The 14,208-nt window shown below is 58.9% G+C and carries 13 protein-coding genes; 11 read left to right on the forward strand and 2 right to left on the reverse strand.

The window, feature by feature from the left end; all coding sequences use genetic code 11:
- The first annotated feature begins 5 nt into the window (after positions 1–5).
- The 6 genes from odhB (at position 6) to BM132_RS21630 (ending at position 7,665) form a co-directional block, all read left to right on the forward strand.
- Entirely contained in the window at positions 6–1,229 is a 1,224-nt protein-coding gene (gene odhB, locus BM132_RS21605; protein ID WP_092458654.1) for a 2-oxoglutarate dehydrogenase complex dihydrolipoyllysine-residue succinyltransferase, read from the forward strand.
- Between the two features lie 109 nt (positions 1,230–1,338).
- Positions 1,339–2,784, forward strand: a complete 1,446-nt coding sequence (gene lpdA / locus BM132_RS21610; protein WP_092400166.1) for a dihydrolipoyl dehydrogenase — start codon at positions 1,339–1,341, stop codon at positions 2,782–2,784.
- 196 nt (positions 2,785–2,980) lie between these two features.
- Positions 2,981–4,147 carry an ADP-forming succinate--CoA ligase subunit beta gene (gene sucC / locus BM132_RS21615; protein ID WP_003179235.1) on the forward strand — a complete coding sequence of 389 codons (1,167 nt, stop codon included), beginning with the start codon at positions 2,981–2,983 and terminating at the stop codon, positions 4,145–4,147.
- The gene (gene sucD, locus BM132_RS21620; protein ID WP_014339581.1) at positions 4,147–5,031 is read left to right on the forward strand and encodes a succinate--CoA ligase subunit alpha; all 885 of its coding nucleotides are present in this window, start codon (positions 4,147–4,149) and stop codon (positions 5,029–5,031) included. The genes sucC and sucD overlap by 1 nt, the downstream gene beginning before the upstream one ends.
- A gap of 385 nt (positions 5,032–5,416) precedes the next feature.
- On the forward strand, positions 5,417–6,730 hold the full coding sequence (brnQ, locus tag BM132_RS21625) for a branched-chain amino acid transport system II carrier protein (protein ID WP_092400163.1): 1,314 nt from the start codon (positions 5,417–5,419) through the stop codon (positions 6,728–6,730).
- Between the two features lie 197 nt (positions 6,731–6,927).
- Positions 6,928–7,665: a DUF599 domain-containing protein gene (locus BM132_RS21630; protein ID WP_092458655.1), complete on the forward strand. Its 738-nt coding sequence runs from the start codon at positions 6,928–6,930 to the stop codon at positions 7,663–7,665.
- A 73-nt stretch (positions 7,666–7,738) separates the two neighbouring features.
- Here BM132_RS21630 and BM132_RS21635 read toward each other — a convergent pair whose 3' ends face one another.
- Positions 7,739–7,999, reverse strand: a complete 261-nt coding sequence (locus BM132_RS21635; protein WP_092400159.1) for a hypothetical protein — start codon at positions 7,997–7,999, stop codon at positions 7,739–7,741.
- Positions 8,000–8,156: 157 nt separating this feature from the next.
- On the opposite strand from BM132_RS21635, the gene BM132_RS21640 reads away from it, so the two are divergent.
- From BM132_RS21640 to BM132_RS21655, 4 genes are all read left to right on the forward strand, one after another.
- Positions 8,157–8,633 (forward strand): PaaI family thioesterase, encoded by a 477-nt coding sequence (locus BM132_RS21640; protein WP_092400157.1) that lies wholly within the window; start codon positions 8,157–8,159, stop codon positions 8,631–8,633.
- Entirely contained in the window at positions 8,630–9,091 is a 462-nt protein-coding gene (locus BM132_RS21645; protein ID WP_092400155.1) for a PaaI family thioesterase, read from the forward strand. Before BM132_RS21640 ends, BM132_RS21645 begins: the two co-directional genes overlap by 4 nt.
- An 87-nt stretch (positions 9,092–9,178) precedes the next feature.
- A complete protein-coding gene (htpG, locus tag BM132_RS21650; protein ID WP_092400300.1) occupies positions 9,179–11,083 on the forward strand; it encodes a molecular chaperone HtpG in 1,905 nt (634 codons plus the stop codon).
- Positions 11,084–11,153: 70 nt separating this feature from the next.
- Positions 11,154–11,882: a dienelactone hydrolase family protein gene (locus BM132_RS21655; RefSeq protein WP_092458657.1), complete on the forward strand. Its 729-nt coding sequence runs from the start codon at positions 11,154–11,156 to the stop codon at positions 11,880–11,882.
- Positions 11,883–12,125: 243 nt separating this feature from the next.
- Here BM132_RS21655 and BM132_RS21660 read toward each other — a convergent pair whose 3' ends face one another.
- Positions 12,126–12,986, reverse strand: coding sequence for a pirin family protein (locus BM132_RS21660; RefSeq protein WP_092458659.1), 861 nt, complete (start codon positions 12,984–12,986; stop codon positions 12,126–12,128).
- A gap of 184 nt (positions 12,987–13,170) precedes the next feature.
- Here BM132_RS21660 and BM132_RS21665 point away from each other — a divergent pair, with 184 nt between their 5' ends.
- Positions 13,171–14,124, forward strand: coding sequence for an amidohydrolase family protein (locus BM132_RS21665; RefSeq protein WP_256244301.1), 954 nt, complete (start codon positions 13,171–13,173; stop codon positions 14,122–14,124).
- The last annotated feature ends 84 nt before the right edge of the window (positions 14,125–14,208 follow it).

Genomic DNA, 14,208 nt, shown 5'->3' on the forward strand with positions numbered 1-14,208 from the left:
AGATAATGGCTATCGAAATCAAAGCCCCGTCATTCCCGGAATCGGTTGCCGATGGCACCGTTGCCACCTGGCACAAGAAACCAGGCGATGCTGTAAAGCGTGACGACCTGATCGTCGACATCGAGACCGACAAAGTTGTTCTGGAAGTGTTGGCCGAAGCTGACGGCGTGCTCGGCGCAATCGTTGCCGAAGAGGGCGCTACCGTCCTGTCCAACCAGGTACTGGGCTCGATCGAAGAGGGCGGTGCTGCCGCCGCTGCTCCGGCCGCTGCTGCTACGCCTGCCGCTGCCCAGGCCGCTGCTCCTGCTGCCGATGGCGAAGACGATCCAGTCGCTGCCCCGGCCGCTCGCAAGATCGCCGAAGAGAATGGCATCAACATCGCTTCCGTTGCCGGCACCGGCAAGGGTGGTCGTGTGACCAAGGAAGACGTGGTTGCCGCCGTTGCCGCCAAGAAAGCCGCTCCGGCCGCTGCGCCAGCCAAGGCTGCCGCGCCTGCCGCTGCCGCTCCGGTGTTCGCTGCCGGTGATCGCGTTGAAAAACGCGTTCCGATGACCCGCCTGCGCGCCAAGGTTGCCGAACGTCTGGTTGAAGCCCAGTCGAACATGGCAATGCTGACCACTTTCAACGAAGTCGACATGACCGAAGTCATGGCCCTGCGTTCGAAGTACAAGGACCTGTTCGAGAAGAGCCACAACGGCGTACGCCTGGGCTTCATGTCGTTCTTCGTCAAGGCTGCCACTGAAGCACTCAAGCGCTTCCCGGCCGTCAACGCGTCGATCGATGGCTCCGACATCGTTTACCACGGTTACGCCGACATCGGTGTTGCGGTCTCCAGCGACCGTGGCCTGGTGGTTCCGGTCCTGCGTAACGCCGAACTGATGAGCCTGGCTGAAATCGAAGGCGGCATCGCCACCTTCGGCAAGAAGGCCCGTGACGGCAAGCTGTCCATCGAAGAGATGACCGGCGGTACGTTCACCATCACCAACGGTGGTACATTCGGTTCGATGATGTCGACCCCGATCGTCAACCCGCCACAAGCGGCGATCCTGGGCATGCACAACATCCTGCAACGCCCGATGGCGATCAATGGTCAGGTCGTGATTCGTCCGATGATGTACCTGGCACTGTCCTACGATCACCGTTTGATCGACGGTAAAGAAGCCGTGACTTTCCTGGTAACCATCAAGAACCTGCTTGAAGATCCGGCTCGTCTGCTGCTGGATATCTGATTCGCCGCGAGGGCCGGTCGGTTGACCGGCCTCTTGCTGAAATAACCGGTTTCGTCCCACGGCGGTCTCCACAAGTGACCGTCCGGTTTGATTCGAGAAGGAATGACTCATGACTCAGAAATTCGACGTGGTAGTGATTGGTGCGGGCCCTGGCGGCTACGTAGCGGCCATCAAGGCTGCGCAACTGGGCCTCACCACTGCCTGCATCGAGAAATACACCGACAAGGAGGGCAAACTGGCCCTCGGCGGTACTTGCCTGAACGTCGGTTGCATTCCATCCAAGGCGCTGCTGGACAGCTCCTGGAAGTTCCACGAAGCGCAAGATGGCTTGGCCATTCATGGCATTGGCGGTGTCAACCGCGAAAGCGTCACCATTGACGTGCCTGCCATGGTTGGCCGCAAGGCCAACATCGTCAAAGGCCTGACCTCTGGCGTTGCCACCCTGTTCAAGGCCAACGGCGTGACCTCGATCCAGGGTCACGGCAAGCTGCTGATGGGCAAGAAGGTCGAAGTGACCAAGCCAGACGGTTCGGTTGAAGTGATCGAAGCCGAGAACGTCATCCTGGCACCGGGCTCGCGTCCGATCGACATTCCGCCGGCTCCGGTCGACCAGAACGTGATCGTCGATTCCACCGGCGCTCTGGAATTCCAATCCGTACCAAAACGCCTGGGCGTGATCGGCGCTGGTGTTATCGGCCTGGAGCTGGGTTCGGTATGGTCGCGCCTGGGCGCGCAAGTAACCGTCCTCGAAGCACTGGACACCTTCCTGATGGCCGCCGACACCGCGGTTTCCAAGGAAGCGCTGAAAACCCTGACCAAGCAAGGCCTGGACATCAAGCTGGGCGCTCGCGTGACCGGTTCCAAGGTCAATGGCGAAGAAGTGGTGGTGAACTACACCGACGCCAACGGCGAACAGACCATCACCTTCGACAAACTGATCGTTGCGGTTGGCCGTCGCCCAGTGACCACTGACCTGCTGTCCGCCGATTGCGGTGTGACTCTCGACGAGCGCGGCTTCATCGCGGTCGATGATCAGTGCGCAACCGACGTACCGGGCGTCTTCGCCATCGGTGACGTGGTACGCGGCATGATGCTGGCGCACAAAGCGTCCGAAGAAGGCATCATGGTGGTCGAGCGCATCAAGGGCCACAAAGCCCAGATCAACTACGACCTGATCCCGTCGGTTATCTACACCCACCCGGAAATCGCATGGGTCGGCAAGACCGAGCAAACCTTGAAAAACGAAGGTGTTGAAGTTAACGTCGGCACCTTCCCGTTCGCAGCCTCCGGCCGTGCCATGGCAGCCAACGATACCGGTGGTTTCGTGAAAGTTATCGCCGATGCCAAGACGGATCGCGTATTGGGCGTTCACGTGATTGGCCCAAGCGCTGCCGAGCTGGTACAGCAAGGCGCGATCGGTATGGAATTCGGCACCAGCGCTGAAGATCTGGGCATGATGGTCTTCTCCCATCCGACCCTGTCCGAAGCCTTGCACGAAGCGGCTCTGGCCGTAAATGGCGGCGCCATCCACGTGGCCAACCGCAAAAAGCGTTAATAGACAATAAGAAACCACGGCGGTATGGCCCGTCGTGAGCCTTGCGAGCAAGACTCACCGCGGAATATCCGCTGGACGCAGCCTTGCGTAGCGGTACCGGTTATCTGGAACGCTACGCAAGCAGCAGTCACAGGTGGTGCGGCACCATAACGGTGCAGCACCGAATGCGCAGTACCTAACGAAGACGGTAATAAGCATGAATCTTCACGAGTATCAGGGTAAGCAGCTGTTCGCTGAGTACGGCCTGCCAGTATCCACCGGCTACGCGGTAGACACCCCGGAAGCGGCAGCAGAAGCTTGCGACAAAATCGGCGGCAGCGAATGGGTCGTCAAAGCCCAGGTTCACGCCGGTGGTCGCGGTAAAGCGGGCGGCGTCAAGCTGGTTCGCAGCAAAGAAGACGCCAAAGCCTTCGCACAGCAGTGGCTGGGCAAGCGTCTGGTGACCTACCAGACTGACGCCAACGGTCAGCCAGTCACCAAGATCCTGGTTGAATCGTGCACTGATATCGCTAAAGAGCTGTACCTGGGCGCTGTCGTTGACCGTTCGAGCCGCCGTATCGTGTTCATGGCTTCCACCGAAGGTGGCGTGGACATCGAGAAAATCGCTCACGATACCCCTGAGAAAATCCTCAAGGCCACTATCGATCCACTGGTTGGCGCCCAGCCATTCCAGGGTCGCGAGCTGGCATTCCAGCTGGGCCTGGAAGGCAAGCAGGTCACTCAGTTCGCCAAGATCTTCGTAGGTCTGGCCAAGCTGTTCCAGGACCACGACCTGGCGCTGCTGGAAGTGAACCCGCTGGTGATCAAGGCCGACGGCGATCTGCACTGCCTCGATGCCAAGATCAACATCGACGCCAACGCCATGTACCGTCAGCCTAAGCTGAAGACTTTCCACGATCCGTCGCAAGACGATCCGCGCGAAGCGCACGCTGCCAAGTTCGAACTGAACTACGTGGCCCTGGAAGGCAACATCGGCTGCATGGTCAACGGTGCTGGCCTGGCCATGGGTACCATGGACATCGTCAACCTGCATGGCGGCAAGCCAGCCAACTTCCTCGACGTGGGCGGTGGTGCTACCAAGGAACGCGTAACCGAAGCGTTCAAGATCATCCTGTCCGACACTAACGTCGCTGCAGTACTGGTCAACATCTTCGGCGGCATCGTTCGTTGCGACATGATTGCCGAAGGCATCATCGGCGCCGTGAAAGAAGTCGGCGTGAAAATCCCGGTTGTTGTTCGCCTCGAAGGCAACAACGCTGAGCTGGGCGCTAAAGTACTGGCAGAAAGCGGTTTGAACATCATCGCTGCTACCAGCCTGACCGACGCTGCTCAACAAGTCGTTAAAGCTGCGGAGGGCAAATAATGAGCGTCCTGATCAATAAAGACACCAAGGTTATCTGCCAGGGTATTACCGGTTCGCAAGGTAGTTTCCACACCCAGCAAGCTCTGGAATACGGCACCAAGATGGTTGGCGGCGTAACTCCGGGCAAAGGCGGCACCGAGCACCTGGGCCTGCCTGTCTTCAACACTGTCAAAGACGCTGTGGCTGCCACTGGCGCCACCGCTAGCGTGATCTACGTTCCAGCTCCTTTCTGCAAGGATTCCATCCTTGAAGCAGCGTTCGGCGGCATCAAGCTGATCGTCTGCATCACCGAAGGCATCCCGACCATCGACATGCTGGAAGCCAAGGTCAAGTGCGACGAGCTGGGTATCACCCTGATCGGCCCTAACTGCCCAGGCGTGATCACTCCAGGCGAATGCAAGATCGGCATCATGCCAGGTCACATTCACTTGCCAGGCAAGGTCGGTATCGTTTCCCGTTCCGGCACCCTGACTTACGAAGCCGTCAAGCAGACCACTGACGCCGGTTTCGGTCAGTCGACTTGCGTCGGCATCGGCGGTGACCCGATCCCAGGCTCCAACTTCATCGACATCCTGAAGCTGTTCCAGGAAGACCCGAAGACCGAAGCGATCGTCATGATCGGTGAGATCGGCGGTTCGGCTGAAGAAGAAGCGGCTGCCTACATCAAGGCTAACGTGACCAAGCCGGTTGTTTCCTACATCGCAGGTGTGACTGCTCCTCCGGGCAAGCGCATGGGCCATGCTGGCGCAATCATCTCTGGTGGCAAAGGCACTGCGGACGAGAAATTCGCCGCTCTGCAAGACGCAGGCGTGAAAACCGTGCGTTCGCTGGCAGACATCGGCAAGGCCCTGGCCGAGCTGACTGGCTGGGAAATGAAGAAGTAAGCTTCGGCTGACTTTTTGCTCCAGCAACAAAGGCCACCTTCGGGTGGCCTTTGTCGTTTCTGAAAATCAAAATATCGCAGCCTTCGGCAGCTCCTACGGTTGGAATGCAATCCCGTGTAGGAGCTGCCGAAGGCTGCGATCTTTTGATCTGCAAGGTAAAAAAGATACGTAAACGCGACACGAAGATGTCGTGCATCGGATAGTTTGCCCCCTAACAGTGCGTTACTCACACTAATTCGTTAGGCTACCCGCCATTTTTGCGACCGCTGCCCACAAGGAAGCGGAGCGCCTAACGGGTTGGTCTTATACGGATCGGCAGCATTTCCCTCCATCCTCAAGGGAAGTCCCTCTCTAAATTCCGATTCAGCAGTGTGGTTTCCTTAAAATGAAAGTGTTGAAAGGTCAGGACATCCTGGCGCTTGGTTTCATGACATTTGCCCTGTTCGTCGGGGCAGGCAACATCATCTTCCCGCCCATCGTCGGTTTGCAGTCCGGGCCCCATGTCTGGATGGCAGCGCTGGGCTTTCTGGTCACGGCGGTCGGGCTACCGGTCATCACGGTCGTTGCGCTGGCCAAGGTCGGCGGGGCGATGGATGCCTTGAGCAGTCCTATCGGCAAGGTTGCCGGTGGCCTGCTGGCGGCTGTGTGCTACCTGGCCGTTGGACCGCTGTTCGCCACGCCGCGCACCGCCACCGTCTCCTTTGAAGTCGGGCTGGCACCGTTGACCGGCGAAAGCCCGCTGGCGTTGTTTCTCTACAGCGCGGTGTATTTCCTGCTGGTGTTCTTCATCTCGCTCTATCCGGGCCGCTTGCTGGACACCGTCGGGCGATTCCTCGCACCGTTGAAAATCATCGCTCTGGCCGTACTGGGCATTGCCGCGTTTGCCTTGCCCGCCGGTGATATTGGCGTGGCGACCCCTGAATATGTCGCGGCACCGTTCTCCCAAGGCTTTATCAACGGTTACCTGACCATGGATACCCTGGGCGCATTGGTGTTTGGCATCGTTATCGTCAATGCGATCCGTTCCCGGGGCGTTGAATCGCCCGCCTTGATCACCCGCTACGCCATCATCGCCGGGCTGATCGCTGGGGTCGGGCTGGCGCTGGTCTATGTCAGTCTGTTCCGCCTGGGGTCTGGCAGTCATGAAGTGGCCGCGGGCGCGAGCAACGGCGCGGCGGTGCTGCATGCCTATGTGCAACACACGTTCGGTAGCCTGGGCAGTGGTTTCCTGGCGGTGCTGATTTCCCTGGCATGCCTGGTCACTGCCGTGGGCCTGACGTGCGCCTGTGCCGAGTACTTCAGCCGTGTCTTGCCGCTGTCGTACAAAACACTGGTGGTCATCCTGGCGGCGTTTTCGCTGCTGGTGTCGAACCTCGGACTGACCAAGCTGATCGCTTTCTCGATCCCGGTCCTGACCGCGATTTACCCACCGTGCATTGTCCTGGTGGCCTTGAGCTTCTGCAAAGACTTCTGGCATGAGCAGGGGCGCATTGTCGGCCCGGTCATGCTGGTGTCGTTCCTGTTTGGTCTGATCGATGCGCTTAAAGGCGCCGGACTGGCGGATTGGATGCCGACGCAAATGGCCCACCTGCCATTGAGCGCGCAGGGCTTGGCCTGGCTCGTGCCGTCGGTGATGACCCTGGCGGTTGCGCTGGTGTGCGATCGTCTGCTGGGCAAGCGCAGCGAAGCCTTGGCCTGAGTGACCGCGGCCAGCCACAAGCGAGGCCGCCGGTAAAAAACAAATGCCCCGTATCGATTGATACGGGGCATTTTTTTATGGCACCGGTGCAGTGTCTTTTTCCTTGGACTAACGTCGAAGCATTGTCTTGCAGGACCTGTGGGAGCGGGCACTGCGAGTATTGCTTGAGCTTAGTTTGTCGTCATACAGGAAATCGAATGTCATTCATCCAAGCCAATCTGATCCATCTTCTGGCCGCTGTCTGGTTCGTCGTCTGCTGGGGCGGCTACACCCGTTATGCCTCGTTGAAAGCCCGCGATACGGCCTGTCTGGCCAGCGTCATGCACTTGTATCGCGAAGACTGGATGCGCCGCATGTTGCTGCGCGAAAACCGTATCGCCGATGCCAGCGTGATCGGCAATCTGGAGCGCAACGCGTCATTCTTCGCCTCCAGCACGCTGATCATCCTGGCAGGCATCCTGACGGTGCTCGGGGCCTCCGATCGTGCGGTGTCGTTGCTGGCGGACTTGCCGATGGTGCAGCAGGCATCCCAGGGCATGTCGGAGGCCAAGTTGCTGTGCCTGGCGCTGGTGTTTGTGTATGCCTTCTTCACCTTCAGTTGGTGCATGCGCCAATACAACTTTGCGGCGGTTTTGGTGGGATCGGCACCGATGATCGGCGAGCGACATGTATCGGCGCAGGAGCGCAAGGCCTTCGCGCTCAGGGCGGCGCGGGTGATCTCCATGGCGGCCAACCAGTTCAATTTTGGCCTGCGCGCTTATTACTTCGGCATGACCATGTTGGCGTGGTTCGTCAGCCCTTGGTTATTCATGTTGATGAGTGCTGGAGTGGTGTTGGTGCTGTACCGCCGGGAGTTTCATTCCGATGTGCTGCAGGTCATGGTTTACACCCCCACCGAGGCGCCATTGCCTGATGCAGGCAAAGACCCGGCCTGACAGGACGGTCACTGTCAAATGGCAGACAAAAGAAAACCCGCACCAGGCGGGTTTCTTTTAAGCTCAAACCGTATTAGTTGGTGGCCGGTGCGGTGGCGGGCGCTGTTGCAGGTGCTTCCTGAGTAGCCGCTTCGTTCGATTCGGCCTGATCTTTGGCGGCTTCGGCGTTTTCTTCCGCTGCGTCGTTCACTTTATCCTGTGCTTCGCTCATTTTTTCCTGAGCCTGCTCAGCGTGTTCGTTGGCATCTTGAGCTTTGTCCTCGGATTTTTTATCGCAGGCAGCGAGACCGAGGGAGGCGGCCAACATCAAGGCAATAGCTAAAGTCTTACGCATGGGGTGTTTCTCCTTATGGAAATAACTACTGGCCTTTTGAACGCCCCCTCTCGGATTAAGTTCCTCTTTTGCTACAGATATATAACTTTGCAGGGGAACGGAACTTTACAGGGCGTGCCGGTTATCGCGACTGTTCACTGATAAAGGCGTTGATTCAATGGCTGAAGACTCCGTTTTTGAGCGTGCGACACGTTTTTTGTCCGCGCTGCGACATTGCCAGATATTGGGCTTGAAGTTGCACAGTGCCAGTCGCGAGGGGCTGACCGTGATCCTGCCCTACAGCCCCCAGATCGTCGGCAACCCCCTCACGGGTATCATCCATGGTGGCGCGTTGACCTCGCTGATGGACACGGCGTGTGGCATGTCGACGCTGTGCGTGTTGCCGCAGTTCGAGGTCTGTCCGACCCTGGACCTGCGCATCGACTACATGCACGCCGCTGAGCCGAACAAGGATGTCTATGGCTTCGCCCAATGCTACCGGGTCACTCAGGACGTGATCTTCAGCCGTGGATTTGCCTATCAGGACGACCCTGAACAACCCATTGCCCATGTGGTGGGCACCTTCATGCGCCTGGGACAGCACGCCAGGGGAATCAAAAGGGGTGGCCCTTTGGCTGCCGTAGACACGCCATGACCGAGATCACTCAGGAACAACTGCGCCACGCCTGCGAGCGGGGCGACTACGCGCTGCTACTGGCATCGATTCCCTATGCACGGCTGATCGGTGTCGAATGCTCGCGTCAGGGCGAGGAACTGCTGTTTCGCCTGCCGGCCAACAAGGACAACATTGGTAACCCTTTATTGCCGGCCATCCACGGCGGCGTCATCGCCGGTTTCATGGAGTTGTCGGCCGCGGTGTATCTGCTGATTGCCACCCATGCGACGGGCGTGCCGAAAATCATCGACTTCTCTCTGGATTACCTGCGTGCCGGGCAGTTTCGCGACACGTATGCCCGATGCCAGGTCTGGCGCCAGGGGCGCCGGGTAGCCAATGTGGCGATCACCGCCTGGCAGGACGCCGAGGCCCAGCCCATTGCTACCGCCCGGGCGCATTTCAAGATTCAGGAGTCTTCAAAAACGCATTGCCCTTGAAATCATCACCGTTGCCCCCACCTTGAGGACATCCCGCCGCCAATCTCAGCGAGGCGGACACCACCATCCACTTGGAGTTTGATGACCATGAGCGTGGAAACTCAAAAGGAAACCCTGGGCTTCCAGACCGAGGTGAAGCAACTGCTGCACCTGATGATTCACTCGCTGTATTCGAATAAGGAAATTTTCCTTCGCGAGCTGATTTCGAACGCCTCTGACGCTGTCGACAAATTACGTTTCGAAGCCCTGTCCAAGCCAGAGTTGCTGGAAGGCGGCGCCGAGCTGAAAATCCGCGTGAGCTTCGACAAGGACGCCAAGACCGTCACCCTCGAAGATAACGGCATCGGCATGAGCCGCGAAGAGGTGATCACTCACCTGGGCACCATCGCCAAGTCCGGCACCGCCGATTTCATGAAGAACCTTTCCGGCGACCAGAAAAAAGACTCCCACCTCATCGGCCAGTTCGGTGTCGGTTTCTATTCCGCGTTCATCGTCGCTGAGCAGGTTGAAGTGTTCAGCCGCCGTGCCGGCCTCGCTGCCAGCGAAGGCGTGCATTGGTCGTCCAAGGGCGAGGGCGAGTTTGAAGTCGCCACCGTCGACAAGGCTGATCGCGGTACTCGCATCGTGCTGCACCTCAAGTCCGGTGAAGACGAGTTCGCCGATGGCTGGCGTCTGCGCAACATCATCAAGAAGTACTCCGACCATATCGCTTTGCCGATCGAGCTGCCGAAGGAAGTGACCGCGGCCGAAGGCGAAGAAAAGCCGGAAGTGGAGTGGGAAACCGTCAACCGCGCCAGCGCCCTGTGGACCCGTCCACGCACTGAGGTGAAAGACGAGGAATACCAGGAGTTCTACAAGCACATCGCCCACGATTACGAGAACCCGCTGAGCTGGAGCCACAACAAGGTCGAAGGCAAGCTGGAGTACAACTCGCTGTTGTACGTGCCGGCCCGTGCGCCATTTGACTTGTACCAGCGCGAAGCTCCACGCGGCCTGAAGCTGTACGTGCAGCGTGTGTTCGTGATGGACCAGGCCGAATCGTTCCTGCCGCTCTACCTGCGCTTCATCAAGGGCGTGGTCGATTCCAATGACCTGTCCCTGAACGTTTCGCGGGAAATCCTGCAGAAAGACCCGATCATCGACTCCATGAAATCGGCGCTGACCAAGCGTGTCCTGGACATGCTGGAAAAACTGGCGAAAAACGAGCCCGAGCAGTACAAGGGCTTCTGGAAGAACTTCGGCCAGGTGATGAAGGAAGGCCCTGCCGAGGACTTCGCCAACAAAGAAAAAATCGCTGGCCTGCTGCGCTTTGCTTCCACTCAGGGTGACGATGGCGAACAGATCGTTGGCCTGGCCGACTACCTGGCCCGCGCCAAGGAAGGCCAGGACAAGATCTACTACCTGACCGGTGAAACGTATGCACAGGTCAAGAACAGTCCGCACCTGGAAGTCTTCCGCAAGAAAGGCATCGAAGTGCTGCTGCTGACCGACCGCATCGACGAATGGCTGATGAGCTACCTCAGCGAGTTCGACGGCAAGAGCTTTGTCGACGTGGCCCGTGGTGATCTGGACCTGGGTAACCTGGATTCGGAAGAAGACAAGAAAGCTGCCGAAGAAGTCGCCAAGAGCAAGGAAGGCCTGGTTGAGCGGATCAAGACGGCCTTGGGCGATGCCGTCAGCGAAGTGCGGGTTTCTCACCGCCTGACGGACTCCCCGGCGATCCTGGCCATCGGTGAACAGGACCTTGGCCTGCAGATGCGGCAGATCCTTGAAGCCAGCGGCCAGAAAGTCCCGGACTCCAAGCCGATCTTCGAATTCAACCCGGCCCACCCGCTGGTGGATAAGCTCGACAATGAGCAGAGCGAAGAGCGTTTCGGCGACCTGTCGCACATCCTGTTCGATCAAGCCGCCCTGGCGGCGGGTGACAGCCTGAAGGACCCGGCGGCCTACGTACGCCGTCTGAACAAGCTGTTGGTTGAACTGTCAGCTTAATCAAGTGCAGGAAAAACCCGCTTCGGCGGGTTTTTTCATTTCTGGTGTTCCGTTCCAAGAGGAGTCCGTCATGAGTCAGGTTACGGTTCGTTCGCTGGTGTATCAGATCGATGGTCAAACCTATGAAGGCCGCCTGGCCTTCGACGTTAGCCAGCAGGGCTCGCGCCCGGGTTTGCTGATGGCGCCCAATTGGATGGGCGTAGGGGCGGGGGCCGAGGAAATCGCCAAGTCGGTGGCGGCCAACGGCTATGTTGTGTTGATCGCCGATCTTTACGGCCAGGACGTGCGCCCGACCAATGCCGATGAAGCCGGGGCTGCGATGATGCCGCTCAAGAATGACCGTGCCTTGTTGCGCAAGCGCATGCAGGCGGCGTTCGAGCAGTTGCAAAGTCAGGGTGAGGCGCAGGTCGATGCGTCGAGATTGGCCACCTTCGGTTTCTGCTTCGGCGGTTGCTGCTCCCTGGAGCTAGCACGCACAGGCGCACCGTTGAAGGCTGCTATTTCGTTCCATGGCACCTTGGACACACCCAATCCGGCGGATGCGCAGAACATCAAGGGGGCGGTGCTGGTCATGCATGGCGCCTCGGACCCGTTGGTGCCCAAGGAGCAACTGCCGGCCTTCGAAGATGAAATGAATGCCGCCGGGGTGGATTGGCAACTGCTGAGCTACGGTGGCGCGGTGCATTCGTTCACCGATCCACAGGCCAATGTTCCGGGCAAGATGATGTACGACGCCAAGGTTGCCGCCCGGGCGTTCAGGTCGATGCATAATTTGCTGGATGAAGTGCTCAGGGGTTGAGTGCTTCAAGCAGAACCCCGTGGCGAGAGAGCCTGCTCCCGCTGGGCCTGTGTAGCAGCTATGTAGCAGCTATGTAGGAGCTATGTAGGAGCTATGTAGGAGCTGACGAGTGCAACGAGGCTGCGATCTTTTCAAGGACACTTGAGTCTTAAGCGAAAGATCAAAAGATCAAAAGATCGCAGGCTTCGCCAGCTCCTACAGAGCCGAGCGGGAGCAGGCTCCCTCGCCTCGGTCGATATGAATCTAGGGCAACTCGATCCGCTCGCTTTCCCCTGGCACCGTTGGCCAGTCTCCGGCTGCCCAGCGCCGGCGGGCTTCGTCGATCCGGGCCGGGTCGCTGGAGACAAAGTTCCAGTTCATCCGTCGCGGTCCATCCAGTGGTGCGCCACCGAACAGCACGGCATGGCAGTCGCTGTCGGCAAACAGCGTCATCTCTTCCCCTGTGGGCAATATCACCAGGGAATGGGCTTCTACCGGCTCGCCTTCCAATAACGCCTCGCCACTCAACACATACAGTGCCCGCTCTTCATGCTCGGTGGGAATCAGCAGGGTCGTTGCGGTTTGCAGGTGCAGCTCGGCGTACAGGGTCGGAGAGAGTGTCGGGACTGGCGATTCCAGGCAAAACCCCGACCCGGCGATCATCCGGATCTTTACCCCCAGGTTATCGCTGACCGGCAGGGTGTGCGCCGGATGATGGCTGTAGTGCCCAGGCCCCTGTTCGTGGGATTGGGGCGAGGCCAGCCAGACTTGCAAGCCGTGCATGACGAAATCGCTGCCCAGCAGTGATTCGGGCGTGCGCTCGACATGGGCGATGGCGCTGCCCGCGGTCATCCAGCTGACATCCCCTGCGTCCACCACTTGATCGGAGCCAAGGCTGTCTTTGTGCTGGAGCTTCCCTTCGAACAGATAGGTGAGGGTGGACAACCCGATGTGGGGATGCTGACGAATGTTCATGCCTTGACCGGCCTTGTAGGAGGTTTGCAGCATGTGGTCGAAAAAAACGAACGGTCCGACGCTGCGACACTTGGCGGATGGCAGCGGGCGAAGAATCGGCTGGCCTTCCACATCTTCTGCGCGTGGGCGAATGGTCAGGGGCATGGTCATGATGTCTTCCAGGTTGAACAACGGATGGGCAAAGCATAACCCGCCGTGACAACTGACGGCACATGCGCCGTGAACCCGGACGCGACGGTCGGGGTCTATCCTGTTCATAATCTTCTGGAGTCCACCCGTGCCCTTGACCCGTCTGATCTTCGCCTGGCTGCTGGCCGTTTCGAGCAGCGGCGTCATGGCCCGCGAATACACCTACAGCGATGCGCACCTGCATTACGTCGATTTCTTTCAGGAAACCGCCGGCATGTCCGAGTTATTGAAGGCCATGGCCGACAATCGCATCGAGCATGTGATGATTTCAGGCATACCGGTGGCCAAGAAATGGCATGAGGATGAGCCCAAGCGCCCGCGTTACTACGCCGGTGACGATGCGGACGCCTATTGGTACAGCGCCACCGATGTGATTGTGGCGGCGGCGGTGAGTAAGTTGACCGCTGAACAACGCCAGCACTTTCATCCTTTTTTGTCCGGTTTCAACCCCAACGACAAGAACTCCGCCATGCATATCCAGCGCATGCTCGATCTGTATCCGGGCTTGTGGCAAGGCATTGGTGAGGTGTTCACCCGCCATGACGATCTGACGGCACTGACGTCGGGGGACACCCCGCGGGCCAACAACGAGGCCATGACGCGGATCTATCACCTGGCGGCGGAGAACGATCTGCCGGTGCTGCTGCATTCCAACATTACCTCCAAGCGTGAGAAAAACGCGCTGTATTTGCCGGAAATTGAAGAGCCGCTGCGCAACCATCCTCACACGCGGTTCATTTGGGCCCATGCCGGCACCAGCATGGAGATTCATCGTCACCAGACGCGGTTGGATTTTCTGTTGCCGACACTGACCCGGATGCTGGAGACCTATCCGAACCTGTACATAGACCTGTCTTGGAGCGTGCTCACGCCTTACTTGCTGGACGAGGCGGGCAAACCCCGCGAGGCGTGGATCAGGCTGGTGGAACGCTTTCCGGAGCGCTTTATGTTGGGGTCGGATGTAGTGGGGCGTTTCGACAAGGTCGGTAAGGAATTGCGCAGCTTCGATCCGTTCCTGGATGCGTTGCCGGAAGAGGTGGCCAGGAAGGTGGCGCGGGATAATTTCCTAACGGTATTGCCTCGTTCAGTCGCCCGTTAAGTCCGCCTTTGTGGCTGTAGGAGTTGTCGAGTGCAACGAGGCTGCGATCTTTCCCCAGCCAATTGAGTCTCAAGGGAAAGATCA

Origin of the sequence: Pseudomonas sp. NFACC45 (assembly GCF_900113505.1) — a bacterium.
GTDB classification, from domain to species: domain Bacteria; phylum Pseudomonadota; class Gammaproteobacteria; order Pseudomonadales; family Pseudomonadaceae; genus Aquipseudomonas; species Aquipseudomonas tehranensis.

Coding starts and splice junctions, on each gene's coding strand:
- odhB (WP_092458654.1), top strand. CDS start 6: ATGGCTATCGAAATCAAAGCCCCGTCATTCCCGGAATCGGTTGCCGAT.
- lpdA (WP_092400166.1), top strand. CDS start 1,339: ATGACTCAGAAATTCGACGTGGTAGTGATTGGTGCGGGCCCTGGCGGC.
- sucC (WP_003179235.1), top strand. CDS start 2,981: ATGAATCTTCACGAGTATCAGGGTAAGCAGCTGTTCGCTGAGTACGGC.
- sucD (WP_014339581.1), top strand. CDS start 4,147: ATGAGCGTCCTGATCAATAAAGACACCAAGGTTATCTGCCAGGGTATT.
- brnQ (WP_092400163.1), top strand. CDS start 5,417: ATGAAAGTGTTGAAAGGTCAGGACATCCTGGCGCTTGGTTTCATGACA.
- BM132_RS21630 (WP_092458655.1), top strand. CDS start 6,928: ATGTCATTCATCCAAGCCAATCTGATCCATCTTCTGGCCGCTGTCTGG.
- BM132_RS21635 (WP_092400159.1), bottom strand. CDS start 7,999: ATGCGTAAGACTTTAGCTATTGCCTTGATGTTGGCCGCCTCCCTCGGT.
- BM132_RS21640 (WP_092400157.1), top strand. CDS start 8,157: ATGGCTGAAGACTCCGTTTTTGAGCGTGCGACACGTTTTTTGTCCGCG.
- BM132_RS21645 (WP_092400155.1), top strand. CDS start 8,630: ATGACCGAGATCACTCAGGAACAACTGCGCCACGCCTGCGAGCGGGGC.
- htpG (WP_092400300.1), top strand. CDS start 9,179: ATGAGCGTGGAAACTCAAAAGGAAACCCTGGGCTTCCAGACCGAGGTG.
- BM132_RS21655 (WP_092458657.1), top strand. CDS start 11,154: ATGAGTCAGGTTACGGTTCGTTCGCTGGTGTATCAGATCGATGGTCAA.
- BM132_RS21660 (WP_092458659.1), bottom strand. CDS start 12,986: ATGACCATGCCCCTGACCATTCGCCCACGCGCAGAAGATGTGGAAGGC.
- BM132_RS21665 (WP_256244301.1), top strand. CDS start 13,171: ATGGCCCGCGAATACACCTACAGCGATGCGCACCTGCATTACGTCGAT.